This is a genomic window from Pseudomonas sp. BIGb0381, from assembly GCF_024809815.1.
Classification (GTDB): domain Bacteria; phylum Pseudomonadota; class Gammaproteobacteria; order Pseudomonadales; family Pseudomonadaceae; genus Aquipseudomonas.
Genome location: NZ_JANUEN010000001.1, coordinates 911,231 through 935,823 on the forward strand (window position 1 = coordinate 911,231; position 24,593 = coordinate 935,823).

26 protein-coding genes, 1 tRNA gene and 2 pseudogenes are annotated in these 24,593 nt (G+C 60.3%); 17 read left to right on the forward strand and 12 right to left on the reverse strand.

Going from position 1 to position 24,593, the window contains the following annotated elements; all coding sequences use genetic code 11:
- Positions 1–125 precede the first annotated feature (125 nt).
- The 4 genes from rpoE (at position 126) to M2397_RS04305 (ending at position 3,980) form a co-directional block, all read left to right on the forward strand.
- Complete coding sequence (rpoE, locus tag M2397_RS04290) at positions 126–707, forward strand: RNA polymerase sigma factor RpoE (RefSeq protein WP_003172477.1); 582 nt, start codon at positions 126–128, stop codon at positions 705–707.
- 32 nt (positions 708–739) lie between these two features.
- Positions 740–1,327, forward strand: coding sequence for a sigma-E factor negative regulatory protein (locus M2397_RS04295; RefSeq protein WP_012722767.1), 588 nt, complete (start codon positions 740–742; stop codon positions 1,325–1,327).
- Between the two features lie 16 nt (positions 1,328–1,343).
- Complete coding sequence (locus M2397_RS04300; protein WP_131697111.1) at positions 1,344–2,306, forward strand: MucB/RseB C-terminal domain-containing protein; 963 nt, start codon at positions 1,344–1,346, stop codon at positions 2,304–2,306.
- 234 nt (positions 2,307–2,540) lie between these two features.
- Positions 2,541–3,980, forward strand: coding sequence for a DegQ family serine endoprotease (locus tag M2397_RS04305; protein ID WP_131697110.1), 1,440 nt, complete (start codon positions 2,541–2,543; stop codon positions 3,978–3,980).
- Positions 3,981–4,047: 67 nt separating this feature from the next.
- On the opposite strand, the gene M2397_RS04310 is transcribed toward M2397_RS04305, so the two are convergent.
- The gene (locus tag M2397_RS04310; protein ID WP_131697109.1) at positions 4,048–5,481 is read right to left on the reverse strand and encodes a M48 family metalloprotease; all 1,434 of its coding nucleotides are present in this window, start codon (positions 5,479–5,481) and stop codon (positions 4,048–4,050) included.
- A 95-nt stretch (positions 5,482–5,576) separates the two neighbouring features.
- Between M2397_RS04310 and M2397_RS04315 the strand changes: the two genes are divergently transcribed.
- Complete coding sequence (locus M2397_RS04315; protein ID WP_010212198.1) at positions 5,577–5,816, forward strand: sulfurtransferase TusA family protein; 240 nt, start codon at positions 5,577–5,579, stop codon at positions 5,814–5,816.
- 31 nt (positions 5,817–5,847) lie between these two features.
- Positions 5,848–6,918 (forward strand): AI-2E family transporter, encoded by a 1,071-nt coding sequence (locus M2397_RS04320; protein WP_053136801.1) that lies wholly within the window; start codon positions 5,848–5,850, stop codon positions 6,916–6,918.
- A gap of 60 nt (positions 6,919–6,978) precedes the next feature.
- On the opposite strand, the gene M2397_RS04325 is transcribed toward M2397_RS04320, so the two are convergent.
- Both M2397_RS04325 and M2397_RS04330 read right to left on the reverse strand, forming a co-directional pair.
- Positions 6,979–7,452, reverse strand: a complete 474-nt coding sequence (locus M2397_RS04325; RefSeq protein ID WP_116628224.1) for a peroxiredoxin — start codon at positions 7,450–7,452, stop codon at positions 6,979–6,981.
- A 10-nt stretch (positions 7,453–7,462) separates the two neighbouring features.
- Positions 7,463–8,023, reverse strand: coding sequence for a glycine cleavage system protein R (locus tag M2397_RS04330; protein ID WP_003172487.1), 561 nt, complete (start codon positions 8,021–8,023; stop codon positions 7,463–7,465).
- Positions 8,024–8,296: 273 nt separating this feature from the next.
- Between M2397_RS04330 and dapA the strand changes: the two genes are divergently transcribed.
- The 7 genes and pseudogenes from dapA to M2397_RS30350 all read left to right on the forward strand — a co-directional run bounded on the left by dapA (position 8,297) and on the right by M2397_RS30350 (position 13,877).
- Positions 8,297–9,175 carry a 4-hydroxy-tetrahydrodipicolinate synthase gene (gene dapA / locus M2397_RS04335; RefSeq protein WP_131697108.1) on the forward strand — a complete coding sequence of 293 codons (879 nt, stop codon included), beginning with the start codon at positions 8,297–8,299 and terminating at the stop codon, positions 9,173–9,175.
- A gap of 17 nt (positions 9,176–9,192) precedes the next feature.
- Positions 9,193–10,308, forward strand: a complete 1,116-nt coding sequence (gene bamC / locus M2397_RS04340) for an outer membrane protein assembly factor BamC (RefSeq protein ID WP_027604311.1) — start codon at positions 9,193–9,195, stop codon at positions 10,306–10,308.
- A 4-nt stretch (positions 10,309–10,312) separates the two neighbouring features.
- The gene (locus tag M2397_RS04345; RefSeq protein ID WP_027604310.1) at positions 10,313–11,071 is read left to right on the forward strand and encodes an MBL fold metallo-hydrolase; all 759 of its coding nucleotides are present in this window, start codon (positions 10,313–10,315) and stop codon (positions 11,069–11,071) included.
- A gap of 27 nt (positions 11,072–11,098) precedes the next feature.
- Entirely contained in the window at positions 11,099–11,812 is a 714-nt protein-coding gene (gene purC / locus M2397_RS04350) for a phosphoribosylaminoimidazolesuccinocarboxamide synthase (RefSeq protein ID WP_027604309.1), read from the forward strand.
- Positions 11,813–11,895: 83 nt separating this feature from the next.
- A tRNA-Ser gene (locus tag M2397_RS04355) sits at positions 11,896–11,985 on the forward strand.
- Between the two features lie 266 nt (positions 11,986–12,251).
- A pseudogene (locus M2397_RS30345) lies at positions 12,252–13,019 on the forward strand (MCP four helix bundle domain-containing protein); the annotation flags it as partial.
- Positions 13,020–13,067: 48 nt separating this feature from the next.
- Entirely contained in the window at positions 13,068–13,877 is an 810-nt protein-coding gene (locus M2397_RS30350) for a methyl-accepting chemotaxis protein (RefSeq protein WP_405046405.1), read from the forward strand.
- On the opposite strand, the gene M2397_RS04365 is transcribed toward M2397_RS30350, so the two are convergent.
- From M2397_RS04365 to M2397_RS04390, 6 genes are read right to left on the reverse strand one after another with little or no spacing between them, the layout of a single operon-like run.
- Positions 13,868–15,811 (reverse strand): response regulator, encoded by a 1,944-nt coding sequence (locus M2397_RS04365; RefSeq protein ID WP_131697057.1) that lies wholly within the window; start codon positions 15,809–15,811, stop codon positions 13,868–13,870. The two genes, M2397_RS30350 and M2397_RS04365, sit on opposite strands and share 10 nt — an antisense overlap.
- On the reverse strand, positions 15,801–16,664 hold the full coding sequence (locus M2397_RS04370) for a sensor histidine kinase KdpD (RefSeq protein WP_259242348.1): 864 nt from the start codon (positions 16,662–16,664) through the stop codon (positions 15,801–15,803). Before M2397_RS04370 ends, M2397_RS04365 begins: the two co-directional genes overlap by 11 nt.
- A complete protein-coding gene (locus M2397_RS04375; RefSeq protein WP_259242349.1) occupies positions 16,657–17,664 on the reverse strand; it encodes an ATP-binding protein in 1,008 nt (335 codons plus the stop codon). Before M2397_RS04375 ends, M2397_RS04370 begins: the two co-directional genes overlap by 8 nt.
- Positions 17,655–18,059 (reverse strand): ATP-binding protein, encoded by a 405-nt coding sequence (locus M2397_RS04380; RefSeq protein WP_065899382.1) that lies wholly within the window; start codon positions 18,057–18,059, stop codon positions 17,655–17,657. The genes M2397_RS04375 and M2397_RS04380 overlap by 10 nt, the downstream gene beginning before the upstream one ends.
- Positions 18,056–18,418, reverse strand: coding sequence for an STAS domain-containing protein (locus tag M2397_RS04385; RefSeq protein WP_027604299.1), 363 nt, complete (start codon positions 18,416–18,418; stop codon positions 18,056–18,058). Before M2397_RS04385 ends, M2397_RS04380 begins: the two co-directional genes overlap by 4 nt.
- Before the next feature lie 2 nt (positions 18,419–18,420).
- Entirely contained in the window at positions 18,421–19,272 is an 852-nt protein-coding gene (locus M2397_RS04390; RefSeq protein WP_131697054.1) for an STAS domain-containing protein, read from the reverse strand.
- 162 nt (positions 19,273–19,434) lie between these two features.
- Here M2397_RS04390 and M2397_RS04395 point away from each other — a divergent pair.
- Positions 19,435–19,536: pseudogene (locus tag M2397_RS04395) on the forward strand (LysR family transcriptional regulator); the annotation flags it as partial.
- Positions 19,537–19,684: 148 nt separating this feature from the next.
- Here the strand turns inward: M2397_RS04395 and M2397_RS04405 are convergent.
- Positions 19,685–20,443, reverse strand: coding sequence for a substrate-binding domain-containing protein (locus M2397_RS04405; protein ID WP_131697053.1), 759 nt, complete (start codon positions 20,441–20,443; stop codon positions 19,685–19,687).
- Complete coding sequence (locus M2397_RS04410) at positions 20,443–21,747, reverse strand: MFS transporter (protein ID WP_259242350.1); 1,305 nt, start codon at positions 21,745–21,747, stop codon at positions 20,443–20,445. Before M2397_RS04410 ends, M2397_RS04405 begins: the two co-directional genes overlap by 1 nt.
- A 195-nt stretch (positions 21,748–21,942) precedes the next feature.
- Between M2397_RS04410 and M2397_RS04415 the strand changes: the two genes are divergently transcribed.
- The 3 genes from M2397_RS04415 (at position 21,943) to M2397_RS04425 (ending at position 23,521) form a co-directional block, all read left to right on the forward strand.
- The gene (locus M2397_RS04415) at positions 21,943–22,089 is read left to right on the forward strand and encodes a hypothetical protein (protein WP_167656487.1); all 147 of its coding nucleotides are present in this window, start codon (positions 21,943–21,945) and stop codon (positions 22,087–22,089) included.
- Between the two features lie 90 nt (positions 22,090–22,179).
- Entirely contained in the window at positions 22,180–23,103 is a 924-nt protein-coding gene (locus M2397_RS04420; RefSeq protein ID WP_131698896.1) for a LysR substrate-binding domain-containing protein, read from the forward strand.
- Between the two features lie 55 nt (positions 23,104–23,158).
- Complete coding sequence (locus M2397_RS04425) at positions 23,159–23,521, forward strand: 5-carboxymethyl-2-hydroxymuconate Delta-isomerase (RefSeq protein ID WP_131698897.1); 363 nt, start codon at positions 23,159–23,161, stop codon at positions 23,519–23,521.
- A gap of 46 nt (positions 23,522–23,567) precedes the next feature.
- On the opposite strand, the gene M2397_RS04430 is transcribed toward M2397_RS04425, so the two are convergent.
- The gene (locus M2397_RS04430) at positions 23,568–24,503 is read right to left on the reverse strand and encodes a LysR family transcriptional regulator (protein ID WP_259242351.1); all 936 of its coding nucleotides are present in this window, start codon (positions 24,501–24,503) and stop codon (positions 23,568–23,570) included.
- Between the last annotated feature and the right edge of the window lie 90 nt (positions 24,504–24,593).

Sequence of the window (24,593 nt, forward strand, 5' to 3'; positions counted from 1 at the left end):
GCCAAATCAGTGCATGCCGGAAACTTGCTTGGAGGGGGAGAACTTTTGCGAAAAGTCCGAGTCTATGTTTGCAAGCCTGATCGTTTAGTTATGCAAGCCTCCTTCAAGTACAACGAGGAGTGTTCATGCTAACCCAGGAAGAGGATCAGCAGCTGGTCGAGCGCGTTCAACGCGGCGACAAGCGAGCATTTGATCTGCTAGTGCTGAAATACCAGCACAAAATTCTCGGGTTGATCGTGCGGTTTGTGCACGACACCCATGAAGCGCAGGACGTTGCACAGGAAGCCTTTATCAAGGCATACCGTGCACTGGGCAATTTTCGCGGTGATAGTGCGTTTTACACGTGGCTTTACCGCATCGCCATCAACACGGCGAAGAACTATCTGGTGTCTCGCGGACGCCGCCCACCGGATAGCGATGTAAGTTCAGAAGATGCAGAATTTTACGATGGTGATCACGGCCTCAAAGATCTCGAGTCGCCGGAGCGTGCATTGCTGCGCGACGAGATTGAAGGCACCGTTCATCGCACAATTCAGCAACTGCCAGAAGATTTACGTACGGCGTTAACTTTACGTGAATTCGATGGTCTGAGTTACGAAGACATTGCGAGCGTCATGCAGTGTCCGGTGGGGACTGTAAGGTCACGGATTTTCCGGGCCCGGGAAGCCATCGATAAAGCCTTGCAACCGTTGTTGCAGGAAAACTAAAGACAGCGGCGACAGCCAAGAGAGGAACCGCCATGAGTCGTGATGCCCTGCAGGAATCGCTGTCCGCAGTGATGGATAACGAAGCGGATGAACTGGAACTTCGTCGGGTGCTTAATGCATTTGATGATGCCGAAACCCGTGATACCTGGTCTCGTTACCAAGTCGCTCGGGCGGTGATGCACAAGGATCTTCTAATCCCTCGTCTGGATATTGCTGCGGCCGTTTCTGCCGCGCTGGCTGATGAAGCCGTTCCGGCAAAAGCTACTCGTGGCCCTTGGCGCAGCCTGGGTCGCCTGGCAGTTGCTGCCTCGGTAACTGTTGCAGTGCTGGCCGGTGTTCGCCTGTATAACCAGGACGAAATCGCCGGTGCCGAACTGGCCCAGCAGACTCAGCAACCGGTCATGGCCGGTCCGCAAGTCAAAGGCCCAGCGGTTCTGGCCGGTTACAAGGAAAGCTCTGATACCACCGGCCCTATGGCTAACGGTGTGTTGCAAGGGCAATCCGGCTGGCAGGACCAGCGTCTTCCAGGCTACTTGCGCCAACACGCACAGGAATCCGCTTTGAAAGGCACTGAAAGCGCTCTGCCATACGCTCGCGCTGCAAGCCTGGAAAACCGCTGATACGTTAAGGAGCCCTATGCGCGCCATACCGCTCCTTACGCTATTGCTCAGTGGTTGGTTTGCACTCCCCGCCCATGCCGATGAAGCCCAAGACTGGCTAACTCGACTTGGGCGTGCAGAGCAGCAGCAAAGTTTTCAAGGTACGTTTGTCTACGAACGTAATGGCAGTTTTTCTACCCATGACATCTGGCATCGCGTCCAGAATGGCCAGGTCCGTGAGCGGCTCTTGCAGCTTGATGGTTCTGCCCAGGAAGTCGTCCGTGTAGATGGTCGTACTCAATGCGTCAGCGGCACTCTTGTCGTCGGCCTTGGCAATTCGCGTGATGCACCTTCGCGCGCACTTGATCCCGAAAAACTCAATCAATTCTACGAACTGGCCGTTATCGGAAAATCCCGCGTGGCCGGTCGTAATGCGGTAATTGTGTCGATCACTCCGCGTGATCAATACCGCTACGGCTTTGAGCTGCACCTTGATCGTGAAACCGCACTGCCGCTTAAATCCTTGTTGCTGAACGATCAAGGACAGTTGCTGGAGCGCTTTCAGTTCACTCGATTAGACACCTCCACCACGCCCAATGATCGTGACTTGCAGCCCAGCAGCGAATGCACGTCTATAGCCGTCGGCGACACCAAGGCAGCGGCCGTAGAAGCCGTCGAGGCTTGGCACTTGGAGTGGTTGCCGCCAGGCTTTCAGCTGACCAATAGCAGCGCCCGCAAGGACCCCCATACCAAAACCAGGGTCGACAGCCTGATGTATGAAGATGGACTGGCGCGCTTCTCAGTGTTTCTTGAACCCATCAGCGATGTGAGCGTGACCGAGACTCGCACCCAATTAGGCCCTACGGTCGCTGTATCTCGTCGCTTGAACACGGTGGATGGCGAAATGATGGTGACGGTCGTGGGCGAAATACCTATTGGGACCGCCGAACGCATCGCACTGTCGGTGCGCGGTGAAAAAAAGGTCACCCCCAAGCCGTGAGTCGTTAATCCTATGTTCATCCAGATATTTCACAGTACGTCCATGCCAGGTTGGCTGCCGAGAGCATGAAATGTCTGGATCAGCATTTTCACTTGCAAAAATCTCCCATGTTTTTTATAGGTCAGGGCTTGTCGGCTCTGGCCTTGTTTTGTTCGCGGAACAAAAATGTCGGTCGCAGTTTTCGGCGTTTATTGAACCCTGTCGCTCAACCCTGCTCGTCGTAACGGGAGCTGTATGTCGATACCACGTTTGAAGTCCTACCTATCCATAGTCGCCACGGTATTGGTGCTGGGTCAGGCCGTATCCGCGCAAGCGGTCGAGTTGCCTGACTTCACCCAATTGGTTGAGCAAGCCTCGCCTGCCGTGGTGAACATCAGTACCACCCAGAAGCTGCCGGATCGCAAAGTCTCCAACCAGCAAATGCCTGACCTGGAAGGCCTGCCGCCTATGCTGCGCGAGTTCTTCGAGCGTGGCATGCCACAACCGCGTACGCCTCGTGGCGGCGGTGGTGGCCAGCGTGAAGCGCAGTCCCTGGGGTCTGGCTTCATTATTTCGCCAGATGGCTACATCCTCACCAATAACCATGTGATTGCCGACGCCGACGAGATCCTCGTGCGCCTGGCCGATCGCAGTGAACTGAAAGCCAAATTGGTAGGCACAGACCCGCGTTCCGACGTGGCCTTGCTGAAGATCGAAGGCAAAGACCTGCCGGTGCTGAAACTGGGCAAGTCCCAGGACCTGAAGGCTGGGCAGTGGGTGGTAGCTATCGGCTCGCCGTTTGGTTTTGACCATACCGTCACCCAGGGCATCGTCAGTGCCATTGGTCGCAGCCTGCCGAACGAGAACTATGTGCCGTTCATCCAGACCGACGTGCCGATCAACCCGGGTAACTCCGGTGGCCCGTTGTTCAACCTGGCGGGCGAAGTGGTGGGGATCAACTCGCAGATCTACACCCGTTCCGGTGGCTTCATGGGGGTATCGTTCGCCATTCCTATCGACGTGGCCATGGATGTTTCCAATCAGCTGAAAAGCGGTGGCAAGGTCAGTCGCGGCTGGTTGGGCGTGGTCATCCAGGAAGTAAACAAGGACCTGGCTGAATCCTTCGGCCTCGACAAACCGGCTGGCGCCCTGGTCGCGCAAATCCAGGACGATGGCCCGGCTGCCAAAGGCGGCCTGCAAGTCGGCGACGTGATCCTGAGCATGAACGGTCAACCGATCGTTATGTCGGCCGACCTGCCCCACCTGGTTGGCGCACTCAAGGCCGGCAGCAAGGCCAAGCTGGAAGTGATTCGTGACGGCAAGCGCCAGAATGTTGAGCTGACCGTGGGTGCGATCCCTGAAGAGGGCGCGACCCTGGATGCTCTGGGTAATACCAAACCGGGCGCCGAGCGCAGCAGCAACCGCCTGGGTATTGCCGTGGCTGAGCTGACCGATGAGCAGAAGAAAAGCTTCGACCTCAAAAGCGGTGTGGTAATCAAGGAAGTGCAGGACGGCCCTGCAGCCTTGATCGGTCTGCAGCCTGGCGACGTGATCACTCACCTGAACAATCAGGCGATTGACAATACCAAGCAGTTCACCGACATCGCCAAGGCGTTGCCGAAGAACCGCTCGGTATCGATGCGCGTGCTTCGTCAGGGGCGCGCCAGCTTCATTACCTTCAAGCTGGCCGAGTAACCCACCCGGCCAATAAAAAGCCCCGCTTTCGTTTTACGAGGGCGGGGCTTTTTTGTGGGCGATGGGTTTAGCTCATCATGCCTTTAACCAGGCGTTCCTGTTCGATCAGCTCACGCTGGCGTGCATCGATACGTGACGACAGCGGGAAATTGTTGCCGGCGCGACGTTTGGCAAAGTCCAACTGCTGAATCGCCTGCTGAAAGTCACCCACCAATGCAAAGTATTCGGCACGCGCCTGATGCAGGCCGATGATGTTGCCGGACAAACCGCGTGTCTCGGCGACCTGATACCACACATCCGGATCGTCCGGGCGAGACTTGAGCAAGCCATCCAGGGCTTTTTCCGCATCGGCAGTGCGGTTCTGCTTAAGCAACAGATCTACCCGAATCTGATTCAGTGGGTAGTTGCCCGGGTATTGGGACAGCATTCGATCCGTGCGCTGCTGGGCATCGGGCAAGCGGTTGTTGTCGATGTCCAGCTGGATCTGCGCCAGGTTGTAGGTGATGTCATTGGGCGCCTTGGTCAGCAAGGGTTGCAGGCTTTCCCGTGCCTGCTTGAACTGGGAGGCTTTGATCTGGGCGATGGCCAGGCCATAGCGTGCCACATCGTTTTTCGGATTTTCGTCCAGTTGCGCTTGAAAGCGCTTGGCGGCGAGTCCTGAGGTGTCTTCGTATTGCAGCTGTACCCGTGCGCGAATCAGCTGGTAGCGCAGGCTGTCTTCCTTGCCGCCGGCCTTGGCTTGTTCCGCGCGGTTGCGGGTGTCGGCGATACGCGACTCGGTCACCGGGTGAGTCAGCAGGAATTCCGGCGGCTTCGCGTCAAAGCGGTACTGGCGCATCAGGCGTTCGAACATGGTCGGCATGGAACGCGGGTCGTAGCCGGCTTTCTCCAGGTTGACGATGCCGATACGGTCCGCCTCCTGTTCATTCTGGCGAGAGAATCGTCGTTGTTCCTGGATGGCCGCCGCCTGGGTGCCGGCAATCGCTGCAATCCCTGCATCCCCGGCACCGGCGGCGGCGGCAATGATGCCGCCGAGCAGGGCGGCCATCATCGGGATCTGCATGCGCTGCTGCGCCTCGACACCACGGGCGAAGTGGCGCTGGGACAAGTGAGCCAGTTCGTGGGCCAGTACCGACGCATATTCCCCTTCGGTCTGGGCATTGAGAAACAGGCCACCGTTCACGCCGACGATACCGCCGGGTGCGGCAAAGGCGTTCAACTGCGGGCTGTTAATCAGGATGAATTCCAGGCGCCGGTCATTCACCTGGCTGGTTTCTACCAGCTTGTACACGCTGGTTTCCACGTAGTCCTTGAGCTGAGGGTCGTTCAGCTGGGAGACCTGGCCCCGCAGATAAGCCAGCCAGGCACGGCCCAACTGATATTCCTGTTGCGGCGAGACAATGGCAGAACTGGCGTCGCCAAGTGACGGCAGGTCGTCAGCGAAGCCTGGGGAGGCCAGCAGGCAAGCCAGCGTCAGCAGGGTAGGGCGCAAAAAAGTCATGCACAGAGCCTTTCGACAAAGAGCTTACTGTAGCCGGACACTGAGCTTCGGACCAGATATTCTAAGCACCCCGAATGCTTGTCCGGAGTAAAACCATGACCGACGCTGTAGCCTTTGATGCCGAACTCGATGCCAGCGGCCTCAATTGCCCGCTGCCTCTGCTCAAGGCCAAGCTGGAGCTCAATCGATTGGCCAGTGGTGCAGTGCTCAAGGTGATCGCCACCGACGCAGGTTCCCAGCGTGATTTCCGCACCTTCGCGAAGCTGGCCGGCCATACCCTGTTGCATGAAGAAGACGCCGCCGGTGTTTACCGTTACTGGTTGCGCAAGGCCTGAACCGTTTGCCCCTACCGCCCGAGGTTGATTGATGTTCAAAGTGTTACGAGACTGGATCCAGCGCTACTTCTCCGATGAAGAAGCCGTGGTGCTGGCGGTCCTGCTGTTTCTGGCCTTTACGGCCGTACTCACCTTGGGGGGCATGCTGGCGCCAGTGCTGGCGGGGATGGTGCTGGCTTACCTGATGCAGGGGCTGGTCACCACCCTGGAGCGTTTACGCTTGCCGGGCGGCGCGGCAGTGGGCCTGGTATTTGCCCTGTTCATGGGTTTGCTGGTGGTGTTTATCGTGGTGGTGCTGCCGCTGCTGTGGCACCAACTGATCACGTTGTTCAACGAGTTGCCGGGCATGCTCGCCAAGTGGCAGTCGCTATTGCTGCTGTTGCCGGAGCGCTACCCGCATCTGGTCTCGGACGAGCAGGTGTTGCAGGCCATAGAAGTGGCGCGCGGCGAAATCGGCAAGTTCGGACAATGGGCGCTGACCTTTTCCCTGTCCAGTCTGCCACTGCTGGTCAACATCATGATCTACCTGGTGCTCGTACCGATCCTGGTGTTCTTCTTCCTCAAGGACCGCGCCATGATCGGGCGCTGGGTGCGCGGCTACCTGCCACGCGAACGAGCGCTGATCACCCGGGTAGCCGAGGAGATGAACCGGCAGATCGCCAATTATATCCGTGGCAAAGTCATCGAGATCATTATCTGTGGAGGGGTCACCTACATCGCGTTTATCGCGCTGGATCTCAACTACGCCGCCTTGCTGGCACTGCTGGTCGGTATTTCGGTGGTGGTGCCGTATGTCGGCGCCGTGGTGGTGACGGTGCCGGTGACCTTGATCGCCTTGTTCCAGTGGGGCTGGAGCGACCAGTTCATCTACCTGATGGCGGTATACGGCATCATCCAGACCCTGGATGGCAACGTACTGGTGCCGCTGCTGTTCTCGGAGGCGGTCAACCTGCACCCGGTGGCGATCATCTGCGCGGTGTTGTTGTTTGGTGGGCTGTGGGGATTCTGGGGGGTGTTCTTTGCGATTCCCCTGGCGACGCTGTTCAAGGCCGTGCTGGATGCGTGGCCGCGGCAGGAGCCGGTGGTGGCGCCGTTGTTGTAGCGGCAGGAGAGAATTGTGGTGAGGGAGTGTGTCCCTCACCACAGTGGTTCGCGCTACAGATCAGGCCTTGCTCAATGCCTGGGCTGCGGCCAGAACGGCATCTACATGGCCTGGTACTTTCACGCCGCGCCATTCCTGGCGCAGCACACCGTCCTTGTCGATCAGGAAGGTGCTGCGATCCACGCCCAGGTATTCCTTGCCGTACAGCTTCTTCAGCTTGATGACATCGAACAACTGGCAGACCGCTTCATCCTTGTCGCTGATCAGCTCAAACGGGAATTCCTGCTTGCCCTTGAAGTTCTCATGGGACTTCACGCTGTCGCGCGACACGCCAAACACTTCGGTGTTGGCGGCCTTGAATGCTGCGTACTGGTCACGGAAACCCTGGCCTTCGGTGGTACAGCCCGGGGTGCTGTCCTTCGGGTAGAAGTAGATCACCACTTGCTTGCCCTTGAGGGCGGCAAGGCTGAAGGTCTGGCCACTGGTGGCCTGTGCTTCGAAATCGGCGACCGGTTTATCGATGACTACCGCCATGGTTACTTCCTTACATTGGGTTCTGTGGGCGCCACGGTTCGATCAACGCGTCGAGGTTCAGGGCATCGGCGAAATCCAGGAACTGGTCGCGCAGCCAACTGATCTGCACGCCTGCCGGCAAGGTCACGGTGAAGGTGGCGTTGAGCATGGTGCCGCCGGTTTGCGGTGCCTGGTAGGTGTCGCAGGTCAGGTTCTCCAGCTCGACGTTATGGTCGATGAAGAACTGGCACAGCTCATTGACGATGTCCGAACGGTAGGCCGAGCTGACATACGCCACATAAGGAAGCGCCTGCGGGCGATTTTCCAGCGCGGCGCTGCGCACCACGTTAACGGTGAAGTCGTGCTTCTTGGCCAGGCCCGGCAGGCCGGTCTCCAGGCGCGCCAGGGCATCCCAGGTACCGGAAATCTGCAGGACCAGCGCACTGCACTCGCCATGGCGGGTCAGGCGGGAGGTCACCACGGCACAGCGGTTTTCATGGCTGGCGCGGCACAGGACGTTGGTCAGCTCCATGGGGTTGGCGCCGAGGGCACTGATAACAAGGAATTGTTCGCGAACTGTGGGGGTGGACATGCAGCCTTCCTAAAACGATGAGCGGTCGATACTGTGAGGGCTGTATCGATCAAAGCATGAAGGGTAGCGAAAAGCGTCGCCAAGGGATAGGAGGTGGCGTTTTCATTGCGTGATCCGCCTGATTTTGCCCCGCCTCAACCCGTGCTTTGGCTCAATGATGGCATTGCCCGTCGTTTAGTTGCGCCAGAACGCATCCTCAGGCGGTACTTCGCTTGTACAAGCATCTTGGCGCCAGTACCATTACGGCTCTCTTTTTCCGGCAGGAGCGGTTGCATGATTGCGGGCAGTATGGTGGCACTGGTCACACCCATGGATGCACAAGGTCATCTCGACTGGGACAGCCTGGGCAAACTGGTGGACTTCCACCTGCAAGAAGGCACCAACGCCATCGTGGCGGTCGGCACCACAGGTGAATCGGCCACCCTTGATGTGGAAGAACACATCAAGGTGATCGAATTCGTGGTCAAGCGTGTCGCGGGGCGTATTGCCGTGATCGCCGGCACGGGCGCCAACTCGACGCGCGAAGCCATCGAGCTGACCAAAAACGCCAAGAAAGCTGGCGCTGACGCGTGCCTGCTGGTGACCCCGTACTACAACAAGCCGACCCAGGAAGGCCTGTACCAGCACTTTCGCACCATTGCCGAAGCCGTCGACATCCCGCAGATCCTCTATAACGTGCCGGGTCGTACCGCGTGCGACATGAAGGCCGAGACCGTGATCCGCCTGTCCACCGTACCGAACATCATCGGTATCAAGGAAGCCACCGGCGACCTGCAGCGCGCCAAGGACATCCTGGCTGGTGTGAGCAGCGACTTCCTGCTGTATTCCGGTGACGACGCCACGGCTGTCGAGCTGATCCTGCTGGGCGGCAAGGGCAATATCTCCGTGACCGCCAATGTTGCCCCGCGCGCCATGAGCGACATGTGTGCCGCCGCCATTGCCGGCGACGCCGTGACCGCCCGTGCGATCCACGAGAAGCTGATGCCGCTCAACAAGACACTGTTTATCGAATCCAACCCTATTCCCGTGAAGTGGGCGCTGTTCGAGATGGGCCTGATGCCGGACGGTATCCGTCTGCCGCTCACCCGCCTCAGCGAAGCCTGTCACGAACCGCTGCGACAGGCCCTGCGCCAGTCCGGCGTCCTGGTTTAATTGAGGAAGCACTACGCATGAAGCGATTGGCCGGACTTTCCGCACTTGCCTTGATTATCTCCAGCACCAGTGGCTGCGGTTGGATCTGGGGCCCGGAAGGCTACTTCCGTGACCGCGGCAGCGATTACCTGGAAGCACAAGCAACCAAACCGATGCAACTGCCGCCGGACGTCAACGTCGCCAAGCGTCTTGACCCGTTGTTGCCGATTCCACGCAACGTTGCCGACGACACCACCAAGGGTGAATACGTCGTGCCGCGTCCACAGCCGATCTCGGCCGTGGCGGATGCCAGCGACTACAGCCTGCAGAAGAGCGGTGATTCGCGTTGGATCGTGGCGCAGCGCCCACCTGCCGAGGTCTGGCCGGTAGCGGTGCAGTTCTTCCAGGACAACGGTTTCCGCATCGACGAGCAGCGCCCGCAGACCGGTGAATTCACCACGGCATGGCAGCAGGGCAGCGAACTGTCCGCCACTATGGCCAAGCGCCTGCAGGCCGGTGGTGTCGCCGCCGACAGCGAAGCCCGTGTGCGTGTGCGCATCGAGCCAGGCGTGCAGCGCAACACCAGTGAAGTCTATGTGGTCAGCGCCGAGCGTCCTGCCGGCAGCACCGCCAACGTCGACTTCACCAACCGCTCGGTCAACACTGGTGTCGACTCGGCATTGGTCGACGAGATGCTGGCCAGCATGAGCCGTATCTCCGAGAAGGGCGGTTCCGTATCCCTGCTCGCCGCCCGTGATTACGACACCCCGAGCCGCGTCAGTCTCACCGAAGACGGCAGCGGCAACGTGGTGCTGAACCTGGGTGAAGACCTGGATCGTGCCTGGGCCAGCGTCGGTCGCGCGTTGGAGCAAGGCCCTTGGCGTGTTGAAGACATCAACCGCAGCCTGGGCCTGTACTACATCAACGTGGCCGAAAAGGCCGAGCGCAAAGACGAAGAGCCTGGTTTCTTCGGCAAACTGTTCGGCAGCAAGCCGACCAAGGAAGAAATTGAGACCCGCGCCGAGCGTTATCAGGTGCGTTTGAGCAAGGTTGGCGAGACTGTGCAAGTCACCGTCGAGAAGAACATCAACACCGTGGCGCCGGCTGAAACAGCGCGCAAAGTGTTGGGCGTGATTCAGGACAACCTGGGCTGATCCGATGCGTTTTGCCGTTCTCGGCAGCGGTAGCCAAGGGAACGGCACGCTGGTCGCCCATGACGACACGTACGTGCTGGTGGATTGTGGTTTCTCGTTAAAGGAAACCGAGCGGCGCCTGCTGCGCCTGGGGGTTCACCCCTCGCAGCTGAGCGCGATTCTGGTGACCCACGAACATGCCGACCACGTGCATGGCGTGGGTTTGCTGTCTCGGCGCTACAATCTTCCGGTGTACCTCAGTCGCGGCACATTGCGCGGGATGCGCAAACCCATAGAACCCGCAGGTTTCCTGGCTGGTGGCGAGCAGCTGCAAATCGGTGCCCTGAGCATCGATGTGATTGCCGTGGCGCACGATGCCCAGGAACCGACGCAGTATGTATTCAGTGACGGAGAGCGGCGTTTCGGCGTGCTCACCGACCTGGGCTCCTACTGCGCCAAGGTGCTGGACGGCTACCGGAACCTCGATGCCTTGATGATCGAGTCCAACCACTGCCGAGACCTGCTGGCTCGCGGTCACTATCCGTACTTTCTCAAGCAACGGGTCGGCGGCGAATTGGGACATTTGAACAACCATCAGGCGGCGTACCTGGTGTATGAGTTGGGTTGGCAAGACCTGCAACACCTGGTCCTGGCCCACTTGAGCAGCAAGAACAACCTGCCGACGCTTGCCCGGCAATGTTTTGTCGACACCCTCGGGTGCGACCCGGACTGGCTGCAACTGGCCGATCAAGATTCAGGGCTCGACTGGCGACATATCGCCTAGCCCACCTCACTCAAAGCGGAGCCCATCATGGAAAAACGTGAAGAACTCTACCGCGGCAAAGCCAAGTCGGTTTACAAGACCGACGACGCCAACCGCCTGATCCTGCTGTTTCGCAACGACACCTCGGCGTTCGACGGCAAGCGCATCGAACAACTTGATCGCAAGGGCATGGTGAACAACAAGTTCAACGCCTTCATCATGCAGAAACTCGAAGCGGCCGGCATTCCGACCCAATTCGACAAACTGCTGGGCGACAACGAGTGCCTGGTGAAGAAGCTGGACATGATCCCGGTGGAATGCGTCGTGCGTAACTACGCAGCCGGCAGCCTGGTCAAGCGCCTGGGCGTCGAAGAGGGCCTCAAGCTCAACCCTTACACGTTCGAGCTGTTCCTGAAGGACGACGCCAAGGGCGACCCGTTCATCAACGAATCCCACGTCGTGGCATTCGGCTGGGGCACCGCTGAGCAACTGGCACGCATGAAGGAGTTGTCCCTCAAGGTCAACGACGTGCTGAGCAAGCTGTTCGACGACGCAGGCCTGCTGCTGGTGGACTTCAAGTTGGAATTCGGCGTGTTCCACGACGGCTCCATCGTCCTGGGCGACGAATTCAGCCCGGACGGCTGCCGCCTGTGGGACAAGGACACCAAGAAGAAGATGGACAAGGACCGCTTCCGCCAAGGCCTCGGTGATGTGATCGAAGCCTACGAAGAAGTCGCCAAGCGTCTCGGCGTACCGCTTTAATCGACGCAAGCATCTGATAGCACGGAAAAAAATCGCTTCTGCGCTTTGCTTCCACGAAACAGGCTGTTATGATGCGCGCCGTTGGAGAGATGCCAGAGTGGCCGAATGGGACGGATTCGAAATCCGTTGTACCTTCACCGGTACCTAGGGTTCGAATCCCTATCTCTCCGCCATTACATAGAAAAAGCCCCGTAGTTGAATAAGCTACGGGGCTTTTTCGTTTCTGAGATTTTTATTTGGAGCAGAGCTACTCGTTCCGAGCTGCCGACAGGGCCGTCGTGGTTCTTCCAGCCAGCACAACCAACCGCCTTCCGTCTTCAAGCATGCTTTACTGGCCTGATAACTTCTCATTTCCCGCAGGCTACGTCCCTCAAGTCTTTATCCATGCGGCCGAAACGCTCTCATACGACATCGTATCCCTAACGAGAGATCCCGCTAAATGTCCCTTCGCAGCCTGTCCATCGCCCGCCGTGCGGGTTTAGGTTTTGCCTTGATTGCTTTGCTCGTGGCCCTGCTGGGTTTTTTTGCGCTGTCGAATATGGCAAACATCCGCGCCAGCGCGGTGCAGGTGGAAAGCGGGCTGGTGCCTAAGATGCGGCTGGTGGCGGACGTTCGCGAAATCATGCTGCGCATTCGTACGATCTCTTTGCGCATGGCGCTGGACCCGAACCCGGCGAGCATCCCGCAATACCGTAGCCAGATGGACACCCGCAGCCAGGACCTGACCAAGCGGCTGGCTGAACTCGACGCGGTGATCGACACTCCCGAATTACGCACGCTTTACGACCAGTTCCAGGTCTCGCTGCGCCAATACCAGCAAGGGCTGGCGCAGTCCTTCGCCCTTGCCGACAAGCAGCAGGGCGCCGAGCTGAACAAGCTGTTGCTGGTGGATATGAAAACCGTGGTCGATGGCTCCGGAGCCCAGCTCAATGCCCTGGCCGACTACTACAACGCCCAGATCAACCAGCAAGGCCAGACGGCCGAGTCACAGTACAGCCGTTCGCGCACCATGGTGTTCGGCTTTGTGATTGTTGCGGGTTTGAGCACCGTGCTGCTGGCGTGGTTGCTCACGCGCAGCATCGTCGGCCCGCTCAGCCATGCAGTACGGGCTGCCGAGAACGTTGCCCAGGGTGACCTGACCCAAACGGTGGACGTGACCGGCGACGACGAAGTGACGCGCCTGCTCGTGGCTCTCAAGACCATGCAGGCCAACCTGCGCGGCACCCTGCAGCTGATTCGCCAGTCGGCGGGGCAGATGGCGTCATCGGCCACCGACCTCAACGGCATCACCGATCAGAGTAGCCGCAGCCTGCAAAAGCAGACCGCTGAAATCGAGCAGGCCGCCACCGCCGTGAACGAGATGACCTCGGCGGCGGATGAGGTGGCGCGCAATGCAGTGTCCACCTCCGAGTCCACGCGCCTGTCCAATGAAACCGCGCGCGAAGGCCAGCACCGTGTGGGCGAAACGGTCAACGCCATTCAAGCCCTGAGCACCAATATCGGCGAAACTTCGACCCTGGTGCAGAACCTCGCCGAGCAATCGCGGGATATTGGCAAGGTGCTCGACGTGATTCGCTCCATCGCCGAGCAGACCAACCTGCTGGCGCTCAACGCCGCGATCGAGGCGGCGCGGGCCGGTGAGTCCGGGCGCGGTTTTGCGGTGGTGGCTGACGAAGTGCGCGCCCTGGCCCATCGCACCCAGCAATCGACCCTGGAAATCGACCAGATGGTGACCGCGATGCGCACCGGCTCCAACGACGCGTTGAGCTCAATGCAGTCGAGCACCCAGCGTGCCACCGACACCCTGGCCTTGGCTGAGGGGGCGGGCGGCGCATTAAGTCAGATCACCGACTCCATCGACCAGATTCACCAGCGCAACCTGGTGATTGCCAGTGCTGCCGAAGAGCAGGCCCAAGTGGCCAAGGAAGTCGATCGCAATATCGTCAATATTCGCGATCTGTCGGCACAGTCCTCTTCCGGAGCCGGGCAGATCAATGGATCGAGCCGGGAACTGGCGCAGTTGGCGGTTTCCCTGAACGAGGCGGTCGCAAAGTTTCAGCTGTAGTGAAGTGTGCCGGCCGTGCCATCCAGCCCGCGACGGATCTTCTCCAGCAATTCATCGATGTGAAATGGCTTGGAAATCAGATCCATGCCTTCGCCGAGGAAACTCTGGCGATTCGCCGCGTTTTCCGCGTAGCCGGTCATGAACAGGATTGGCAGTGCAGGATGCATTTCGCGTGCGACGTCGGCCAGTTCGCGCCCGGTCATGTAGGGCAGACCGACATCGGTCAGCAGCAGGTTGATGCTCGGGTCGTCGCGCAGGCTGGCGATGGCTTCGTCGCCATCGGCGGCGAGGCTGCAGCGGTAGCCGGCCTCGATCAGCACCTCGGCCACGAAGCTGCGCACGGTGGGCATGTCTTCGACAATCAGCACGTGCTCGCCATTGCTTTGGCCCGGCGACGCCAGTGGCTTGACCACGGTGCTGGCGGGGCCGCTTGCGGCGGGGAGCATGATGGTCACCTCGGTGCCCTGGCGGGTTACGCTGCGGATCTGTGCGTCGCCGCCGGACTGTCGGGCAAACCCGTAGATGGTCGACAGGCCCAGCCCGGTACCCTGGCCCAGCGGCTTAGTGGTGAAGAACGGGTCGAACACCTTGTCGATGACGCTGTGCTCGATGCCCACACCGTTATCGCGTACCGACAGGGCGATGTAGGGGCCATTTTCCAGTTTGAGGTTGCCGTTGGAGTAGGCCGGGTAGGTCGTCACCCAGATATTGCCGCCCTTGGGCAGCGCGTCGCGGGCGTTGATCACCAGGTTCAGCACGGCGCTTTCCAGCTGGATCGGATCGACCATCGCCACGGCCGGGTTGTTGGTCAGCTCCAGTTTCAAGGCGATATGTTCGCCGATGGTGCGTACCAGCAATTCTTCCAGGGAGCGAATATGCGCGTTGATGTCGATCGGCCGTGTGTCCAGCGGTTGCTGGCGGGCGAAGGCCAGCAGGCGGTTGGTCAGGCCGGCGGCGCTCAGGGCCGAACTCAACGCCGCATCGGCATAGCCTATGACCTTGTCGGTACGCTGGGTCTCAATGCGTTTCTTGATCAGCTCCAGGCTGGTGATGATCCCGGTCAGCAGGTTGTTGAAGTCATGGGCGATGCCGCCGGTGAGTTTGCCCAGGGCATCCATCTTCTGTGCCTGTAGCAGCTGCGCCTCGGTGCGTGCCAACTGGGTGGTGGCGTTGGCCAGTTCGGCCTGCTGGTGCCGCTCGCGGTGGCGGTGTTCGGTGACGTCCTCGACAAATACCAGGCTCAATTCGGCGCGGCGGTAGGGCGAAACCTGCCATTCGGTCTCGCGCAACTGGCCGTCGACCTTCATCTGCAAGGTGCCCTTCCAGCGCTCGCCGGCAGCCAGGCGCAGGCACAGCTCCTGAAGCACCGTGAGTTGATCGGTGGCGAAGCATTCGAGCAGGGCGTCTGGGTTGAGGTTGTCGTGAATCAGCTGGGCAAAGGCATGGTTACATTCGTGCACCTTGAGCTGTGCATCCATTACCGCAATCGGCGCGCTGATATTGAAGAAGATTTCGCGAAACCGTGCCTCGCTCTCGCGCAGCGCGTATTCAGTGTCGCGCACTCGCAACAGGGTACGCAGAGTGGCCAGCAGCACATCCGGATCGACCGGGTGGATCAGGTAGGCATCGGCGCCGGCATCCAGGCCGGTGATGATGTCGCCGGTCTCGATGGAAGCTGCCGATACATGCACCACCGGCAGCAAGGCGGTGACCGGATCGGCGCGCAGCACGCGCACGATGTCGAAGCCGCTCATGTCCGGCAGGTTGACATCGAGGATCAGCCCGTCGATTTTTTCGCTGGCGATCAGGTCCAGCCCTTCCTGGCCGGTGCCGGCCTCAAGCACATGGTAGTGATGGCTTTCCAGGCGTCGGCGCAGGGCGTAGCGGGTAGCGGCGTTGTCGTCGACGATCAGCAGTTGGATGTCACGATTCATCGACAAGTCCGCCAGCAATAGAGAGAGGAATGATCACGAAGAACATCGAGCCGACGCCAGGCGTACTCTCTACGCCGACCCGGCCGCCGAGCAGTTCGGCAAAGCGCTTGCACAGCGACAGGCCCAAGCCGGTGCCGCGCAGGCGTTTTTGCAGCGGCGAGTCGATCTGGGAAAAGTCTTCGAACAGGTTGCTGTGCAGTTTGGCAGGAATGCCCAGGCCGGTGTCGTGCACGGCAAAGCGGATTTCCTGCTCGCCGACCCGTTGCGCCGATACGCGTACCTCGCCGTGCGCTGTGAACTTCAGGGCGTTGGAGATGAAGTTGCGCAGGATCTGTGCCAGCTTCTTGTCGTCGGTGTAGAGCTTGGGCAGGCCGATAGGTTCTTCGAAGATCAGGTCTATCGACGAGGCATCGACAATCGGGCGGAACATCCCGCGTAACGCCGAGAACAAATCGAACATGTCGAACCAGGCCGGCGAGATAGTGATGCGCCCGGCCTCGATCTTGGCCAGGTCCAGCAGGTCGTCGACCATTTCGCGCAGCTCGCGCGCGGAACTGCGGATAAACCCGACCTGCGTGTGCTGCTCGGCGCTCAGCGGGCCGTCGAGTTCGTCGGCCAACAAGCTGGTGATGCTCAGGATCGAGCCCAGGGGCGTGCGGAATTCATGGCTCATGTACGAGAGGAATCGGCTTTTCAAGTCCGATGCCTGGCGCAGTTGGTCGGCCTGGGTATCCAGCTCGGCATACAGTGCCAACACGCCCTGGTTGGTCTCGTCCAGCTCCGAACGCAACGCATCGGCCTCCTGGCGCAGGCGTTGCAGTTCATCGGTGAGGGAAGCGGTGGTCTCAGCCATCAATGGCCTCCAGGGCAATCACGAAGACGGTAACGTCATCCCGTCCGCGGCAGAAATCACGGTGCAGGATGGCGGCGATCAAGGCCGGGTGGCGGTGTGAAAGCCCGGGGTAGTCGGCAAGGTTCCAGCGTGATTGCAGCCCATCGCTGTAGAGGACCAGCAGTTGGCCGGTGACCTGAGCGTAGTCGAAGGGCTGCGCCTTACGAAATTGCACGCCGACGATACCGGGGTGGGAGGCCAGCCCGCGCGACTTGCCGGGGCCGATCAGGCTCGCGCCGATATTGCCCACCCCGGTGAAGCGCAAGCTGTCGGCCATGGCGTCGTACTGGGCGACGGCCATGGCGCCGCCGCGTGTGCCGCTCATACCGATATGCAGGTCGTTGAACAATACGGTCGGGTCCAGGAACGGGTCCTGGGCAAACACCACTTCACCGGCGTGTGCTGCCCGTTCGGCTTCGCTGCCATGGCCGAGGCCGTCGGCCACCATCACGCTGAAACGGCCTGGCTCGATTGCCAGGTGCCAGGCATCGCCACAGGCCGGGTCATGGTGCAGGGAGTGCTGGCTGACACCGTAGCGAATGTCCTTGGCACCTGATGCCCGCGGGTACAGGCGAGCCAGCATCGCCGTGCCGCGATGGTCGGCGTACGCATCAAACACCTGTGCCACGCGGGAGATGGCGCCCATGCCGATACCCTGGGTGCCGCCGGTGGAAAAACCGTCCACCAGGCAACTGTCCAGGTCAAACCCCTGGCCACGGTCCACGGCGATCATCTCCACGCCCTGATTGCCCGTGGCGCGCAACTGCAACTCGCCGTGGGCGGCATGCTTGAGAATATTGCTGGCCAGCTCTGTGGCCACCAGGGCTACGCGGCCGGCGTCGGTTTCGTCAAAGCCCAGTTGCTCGGCGAGCTGTTGCGCAGTGCGCCGGGCATAGCCGACTTGGCTGACATCTTCGATCAACAGCACCTCGGTCAAGGCGCTGGGAATGTTCACGTCCATCGGGTGATCGTCACGCGGGTGCCCTTGCCGGGAGCGGTGTCCAGTTCAAACTCGTCCACCAGGCGTTTGGCGCCGGTCAAGCCCAGGCCCAGGCCACTGCCCGAGGTCCAGCCGTCGGTCATCGCCAACTTGAGGTCGGGGATGCCCGGGCCTTCATCGCGGAAGGTCAGGCGCAGGCCGGGGCGGTGGTCTTTCTCGACCACGGCCCAGTCCATATGGCCGCCGCCGCCGTAGACCACGGTGTTACGCGCCAGCTCGCTGACGGCGGTGACCAGTTTGGTCAGGTCGATCAGGCGCATGCCGCATTCCTGCGCCAACTTGCGCACCAATTGTCGGGCCAGCACCACGTCCTGTTCGATGAGCACCGGGTGGGTGCCGCTGCTGGCCTGGGTCATGAGTGGTCTACCCGGTCACGCAGCAATTTCATGCCGCGCTCGACATTCAACGCGGTCGCTACGCCTGGCAGGGTCATGCCCAGTTCCACCAGGGTGATCGCCACCGCCGGCTGCATGCCCACCAGTACGGTCTGGGCATCCATGATGCGCGACAGGCCGGAAATGGTGCCGATCATGCGGCCGATGAACGAGTCGACCATGTCCAGCGCGGAGATGTCGATCAATACGCCCCGTGCCGACGTGCGGCTGATGCGCTCGGACAGGTCGTCCTGCAACGTCAGCGCAAGCTGGTCATGCATGTCGACCTGAATCGTCACGAGCAGGAATTCGCCCATCTGCAAAATCGGGATACGTTCCATGCTTAAACAGCCTTGCTGATGGTGACACCCAGGCGTTTCAGGGCCAGTGCCAAGGCATCCGCCAGGTTAGCCTTGGTCACCACGCCTTGCAGGTCGAGGCCCAGGTGCACGATGGTCTGGGCGATTTGCGGGCGCACGCCGCTGATGATGCAGTCGGCGCCCATCAGGCGGATGGCGGTGACGGTTTTCAACAGGTGCTGCGCTACCAGGGTGTCCACGGTCGGCACGCCGGTAATGTCGATGATGGCGATCTCCGAGCCGGTGTCGACGATGCGCTGCAACAGCGACTCCATGACCACCTGGGTGCGTTGCGAATCCAGGGTGCCGATCATCGGCAGGGCCAGCACGCCGTCCCACAGCTTGACCACCGGGGTGGACAGTTCCAGCAATTCTTCCTGCTGGCGCTTGATCACCGACTCACGGGATTTCTGGAAAGTACGGATAGTGTGCATCCCGAGCGCGTCAAGCAGCTCGGAGATTTCCCACAGCTGTTCGGCCAGTTGCGTCGGTTGTTCGGCGTATTCCCGTTGCAGCAGGGCGAACAGCGGACCTTTGAGGGCAAAGATAAAGCTGGCGGTCTGTTGCGAGTCCTGGCCGATCAGGGCGCGGCTGTGGGAGAGTTTTTCCAGGAAGACCCGGGTTTCTGCCCAGTTTTCATGGCCGACCTGTTGCGAACCGCCTTGCTGCAGTGCTGCGATCAACAGGTTGAGGAAGTCGTTGGCCTGCTGCCGGGTGTCTTCGGCCTTGACGTTACGCGTGGCTCCCGAAGCCTCAAGGCTGGCAACCCATTCGGTCAGCAGGGTAGGGCGATGGGTGTGCAGTGCCTGAATGGTATGAGCTTGCAGAGTTGCCACAGGAAACCTCCGTGAATGCCTTGGTTGAGTGGCATGCAATTTATACTAAATTGAAGTGCTTTGAATTGTTTCGAAGCTTTTCGTTCATTCGGTTCAAGCCTTGTGGATCGGGCGCTTTAGGCGGATAGGCATTTCGCCGGCAGTGATCAATCAGCGTGCACCCGGCGCGCCGCCGCGGCCATCCGCATCTCGCAATCGGCCCTCAGCCGGCGCATCGAAAAGTTCGAGTCGGCGCTCGACGTGAAGCCGTTCGAACGCGCCACGTGACCACCTTGATGGTCTGTTGGAGGCGGGCTAGGGCGTGGTGGAACCGCAGGTGATGCGCAATGTGGGCTTGATCAAGCGCCGCGGGCGGACGTTGCCGCCGGCGGCGCTGGAGTTGTAGCGATGGATGCAGCAGATGCCGTGTCGGTCAGCGTGACACCGAGTCCAGGCCGGTGGATTGCACCACCGGTTGTGCCTCGGGCGACGCCAGAAACTGCAACAGCGCCTTGGCTTGTGTCGGGTGTTCGGCATTGACCGGAATGCCCGCGGCAAAACGCGTCACCGATTGCACATCCTCCGGGATCTTGCCGACGTACGTCACACCCGGCACCGGCAACAGCTCCGCCACCTGTTGTAAGCCCACTTCGTAATCGCCCTTGGCGACCTGTTCGGCCACCGGCAGGCGCTCGATCATGGTGCCTTTGGCGGGCATGCCGAGCTTCTTGAACAGCTCTTTCTCGACATACACACCGCTGGCGCTGTCCGAATACGCCACGGACTTGGCCTTGCTCAATACAGCCTTGAGTTCGGCATCAGTGCCGATCGCAGGTTTGGCCGCACCTTCCTTCACCACCAGGCCGATGCGTGAGTCGGCCAGTTCCACGCGGGAAGCCGGGTCAACCTTGCCTTGTTTGATCAGCTCATCCAGGGCATAGCCGACCATGATCACCACGTCGGCATGTTCGCCACGGGCCAGGCGGTTGGGAATCGCTTCCGGTGCCTTGCCCATGGACGGGCCGAGTATCGTGTCGAGGGTGTCGCCGCTGTGCTGGGCGTATTGCGGGCCCAGCAGTTTATAGGCGGCGGTGAAGCCACCGGAGGTCATCACCTTGAGTTCCTCGGCCTGGGCCGTCAGCGCCAGGGCGCCGAGGGCCAGCGCCGTCAGGGTCTTGAACACAGACCTCATCACACCGCCCCCTGCATCACCTGCCCGCGTGCGTTGGCGCGACGATACAGCGCCAGGGTCGAGCACAGCGCGCAAACCGCCGCGAACATCATCCAGTAGGCCGGCGATGCCTTGTCCTCGGTGATGTGAATGAACCAGGTGGAGATCGCCGGGGTAAACCCACCGAAGATCGCGGTCGCCAGGCTGTAGGCCAGGGAGAAGCCGGCCACGCGCACTTCCACCGGCATGATCTCGGTGAGGGCGGGGATCATCGCGCCGTTGTACATGCCGTACAGGAACGAGAACCACAGCAGGGTTTCCAGCATGTGGGCGAAGCTCGGTGCATTCACCACGTAGGACAGCGCCGGATATGCCGTGAGCACCGTCAGTGCGGTCATGGCGATCAGCACCGGCTTGCGGCCGAAGCGGTCGCTCAGGGTGCCGCCGATCGGCAGCCATACAAAGTTCGACACCGCCACCAGTAAGGTCACCAGCAGGGCGTCCGAGGTGCTCAGTTGCAGCACGGTCTTGCCGAAGGTCGGTGCGTATACGGTGATCAGGTAGAACGCGGTGGTGGTCATGGCCACCATCAGCATGCCGCCGATGACCACGGTCCAGTTCTTCACCAGGGTCGCCAGCACTTCGCGCATGGTCGGGCGATGCTTGCGGTTGGCGAACTCTTCGGTTTCCTGCAGGTTACGGCGCAGCACAAAGATGAACGGGATGATCACGCAACCGATGGCGAACGGAATGCGCCAGCCCCAATCGGCAACCACCGCCGGTTCCATCCACACGTTCAAGCCATAGCCCAGCGCGGCAGCCACCACGATGGAGATCTGTTGGCTGCCCGATTGCCAGCTGGTGTAGAAACCCTTGCGGCCCGGGGTGGCCATTTCAGACAGGTATACCGACACACCGCCCAGTTCCGCACCGGCCGAGAAACCTTGCAACAGGCGGCCCAGCAGCACCAGCAGCGGCGCCCACAGGCCAATGGTGTGATAACCCGGCACCAGCACGATCAACAGTGTGCCGCTGGCCATGATCGACAGGGTTACGATCAACCCTTTGCGGCGGCCGACGTCATCGATATAAGCGCCGAGGATGATTGCGCCCAGTGGCCGCATCAGGAAGCCAGCACCGAACACGGCGAAGGTCATCATTAATGACGCAAATTCATTAGCGGCGGGGAAGAATGCGGCAGCGATGTAGGTGGCGTAGAAACCAAACAGAAAGAAGTCGAACTGTTCGAGGAAGTTGCCCGAGGTAACGCGGAATACCGCACCTACTTTCGAACGGGCAGAATCGGGCCGGGAAGGGCTAGTCATGGTTTTGTGTCTCCAGCGTTCTTTTAAGTGCTTGTTTCGCGTAAGACCGAGGATAGTGGCTGACACATTTAGAAATGATAAGTGAAAAATTTGGATTGATTAATCTTAATTGGCTATCAATCGCCGTATCCGTCAAAAATCCTGCTCTGTTCTATGCTGGTAGATGTGACTAATTCTTACGGAGGGGAGGTGGCTATGGGCAACGAACAGAAGCGCCAGGATGAGCCGGAGCGTGAACAACCCCAGCAACGGCGTGAAGAAGAAAAACCCCAGACCTGGAAACATCCGGATGACGGAACGGAGCTGTCCGAGCGGGATCAGGAGTTTCCGCTCAAGCCCTGAGCAAGGGGCCGGTATCAGCAGATTGGCGCATAGACGCCGTGCGTCGCGCTTTCTACACTGCGACCTGTCTTGGGGAAAGGGCAGGCGCCGATGAATCGCAATGAATTACGCAAGGCCGACATCAACCTGATGGTGGTCTTCGAAGCACTGATGCTTGAGCGCAATGTGACGCGGGTGGCCGAGAAGCTGTTTCTCGGCCAGCCGACCATCAGTTCGGCCCTCAACCGTCTGCGCACCTTGTTCAATGACCCGCTGTTCATTCGCGTCGGCCATCGCATGGAGCCCACTGCGCGCGCCGAGGAAATCATCCAGCACCTGTCGCCCGCCCTGGACTCACTGTCGTCGGCCTTGAGCCTGACCCACGATTTCGACCCATCCATCAGCACCATGACCTTTCGCATCGGCCTGTCCGATGACGTCGAGTTCGGCCTGTTGCCGCCGCTGCTGCGCGCCTTGCGCCAGGAGGCGCCGCAAGTGGTGTTCGTGGTCCAGCATGTGGACTACTGGCGCATCCCCGACCTGCTGGCCTCCGGCGATATTACCGTCGGCATCACCCAGACCCGTGGCCTGCCGGCGAATGCCAAGCGCAAGCTGCTGCGTCATATCCGCCCGCGACTGCTGCGCGCCGACGCCTCGGACACTCCGCTGACCCTCGATGAATATTGCTCGCGCCCCCATGTGCTGGTGTCCCACACCGCCAACGTGTCCGGGTTTGCCGATGAGTGGCTGGCGGAAATCGGCCGCAAGCGCCATGTGGTGTTGTCGGTGCCGCAATACAGCGCATTGCCCGCGCTGCTGGCCGGGACGGACCTGATCGCCAGCCTGCCGGACTACACCGCCGAGGCCATGGCGGTGTCGGGCAACCTGTTCTGTGAGCCGTTTCCGTTCGAGACGCCGACCCTGGATTTGTCCATGGTCTGGCTCAGTCATGTGGACACCGATCCGGCCGAACGCTGGGTGCGTTCGCGGCTGGAAGCGTTCATGAGTGATCGGGGCCTGGCGAACAAGGCTTGACGCGTTTATCCGTGGTATATCTACGAATCTTCCTACGAATGACTCGGAGTCATCCATGCCACACCTGCACTTGGAATACACCGCCAACCTGACAAACCTGGCCGTCGAGAAAACCCTGTTACGTCTCAACAATGTGCTGATGGCGTCCGGGCAGTTCGGTTCCGAGTTCGATATCAAAAGCCGTGCCGTGAAGGTCGAGAGTTTTCAGGTGGGCACCTCCCTCAACCCACGCGGTTTCATCGCGGTGAAGCTGTCGCTGCTCAGCGGGCGGTCGCCGCAGGTCAAGCAGCAATTGTCGCAAAGCCTGCTGGCAGCATTGCAGGATCTGGGGGACTGGCCGGCGGATATACAGGTTCAGCTCAGCGTCCTGCTGGTCGACATGGATCGCGATTCCTACAGCAAAGTCGCCATCGGCTAACCCGCAATCCATCGTGGCGAGGGCGCTTGCTCCCTTGCCACAGACGTTAGAGTAATCCCTGATCCGCACACACCTTCACCACCTGCTCACGAAACCAGGTATTGGCACTGTCCTGTTCACTGCTTTCATTCCACTGCATATCCAGGGTGAACCCCGGTAACCCGTTGGGGGCCTCGCAGTGGCCGAACACCGCCGCGGGCGCCAGCAGTTTGTGCACGCGGCGCGGCAGGGTGACGATGAAGTCGGTGCCGGTGATCATCTTCAGCGCTGCGCTGTAGCTGTTGGCCCGGGCGATCACCTGGCGCTTGTGGGCCTGGCGCGCCAGCCAGCCGTCGATCATGTTGGTGTCGGAGGTCCAGGGCGTGGGGAACACGTGACGCCGCTCGACGAACGATTGCAGGCTGAACGCCGCCTCGCGCGGTGCCGCGCGTTTATCGAAGACGCACACCAGGTCGTCTTCCAGCAGCATCTGGGTCTTGAAGTCTTTATGGGCGCGGTGAAAGTGCGGGCCGAAGCAGATCACCAGGTCCAGGCGGCCCTCGCGCAGGTCGTCGGCGGGGATGTCGGCTTCCAGTTTCTGCACATTGACGATCACCGGCAGGTCGGCGCGGTCGAAATGCTTCAACAGGCGCGGCAGGATCAGTTGTTCGAAGTACTCCGGCGCGCAGACATTGAAGGTCACGGCCTTCTGGGTCGGGTCGAAGGCCTGGCCACCGGCGTGGCACAGGTTGATGCTTTCGAGGATCTTCTGCACATGGGCGTACATGGTGGTGGCCTTGTATGTAGGCCGCATGCCCGCCCGCGTGTTGATAAACAGTTCGTCTTCAAAACTGGTCCGCAGTTTCTTCAGGCTGTAGCTCACGGTGGACTGGCTGACGAACAGTGTTTCTGACACCTCGGTAACGCTGCTCTGGTCATAGACGGCGATAAACACCATCAAGTCCTGCATATCGAGTTTTCTGAGCAAGTTACTGTTTAACATCGGTTTCGTCCGTAAACCCCATGTACCGAAGTCAGTACAAGACAGCGCGAAAGCTTAACGGAACGGCCGTGCCAATAGAAAGCTCTGTAG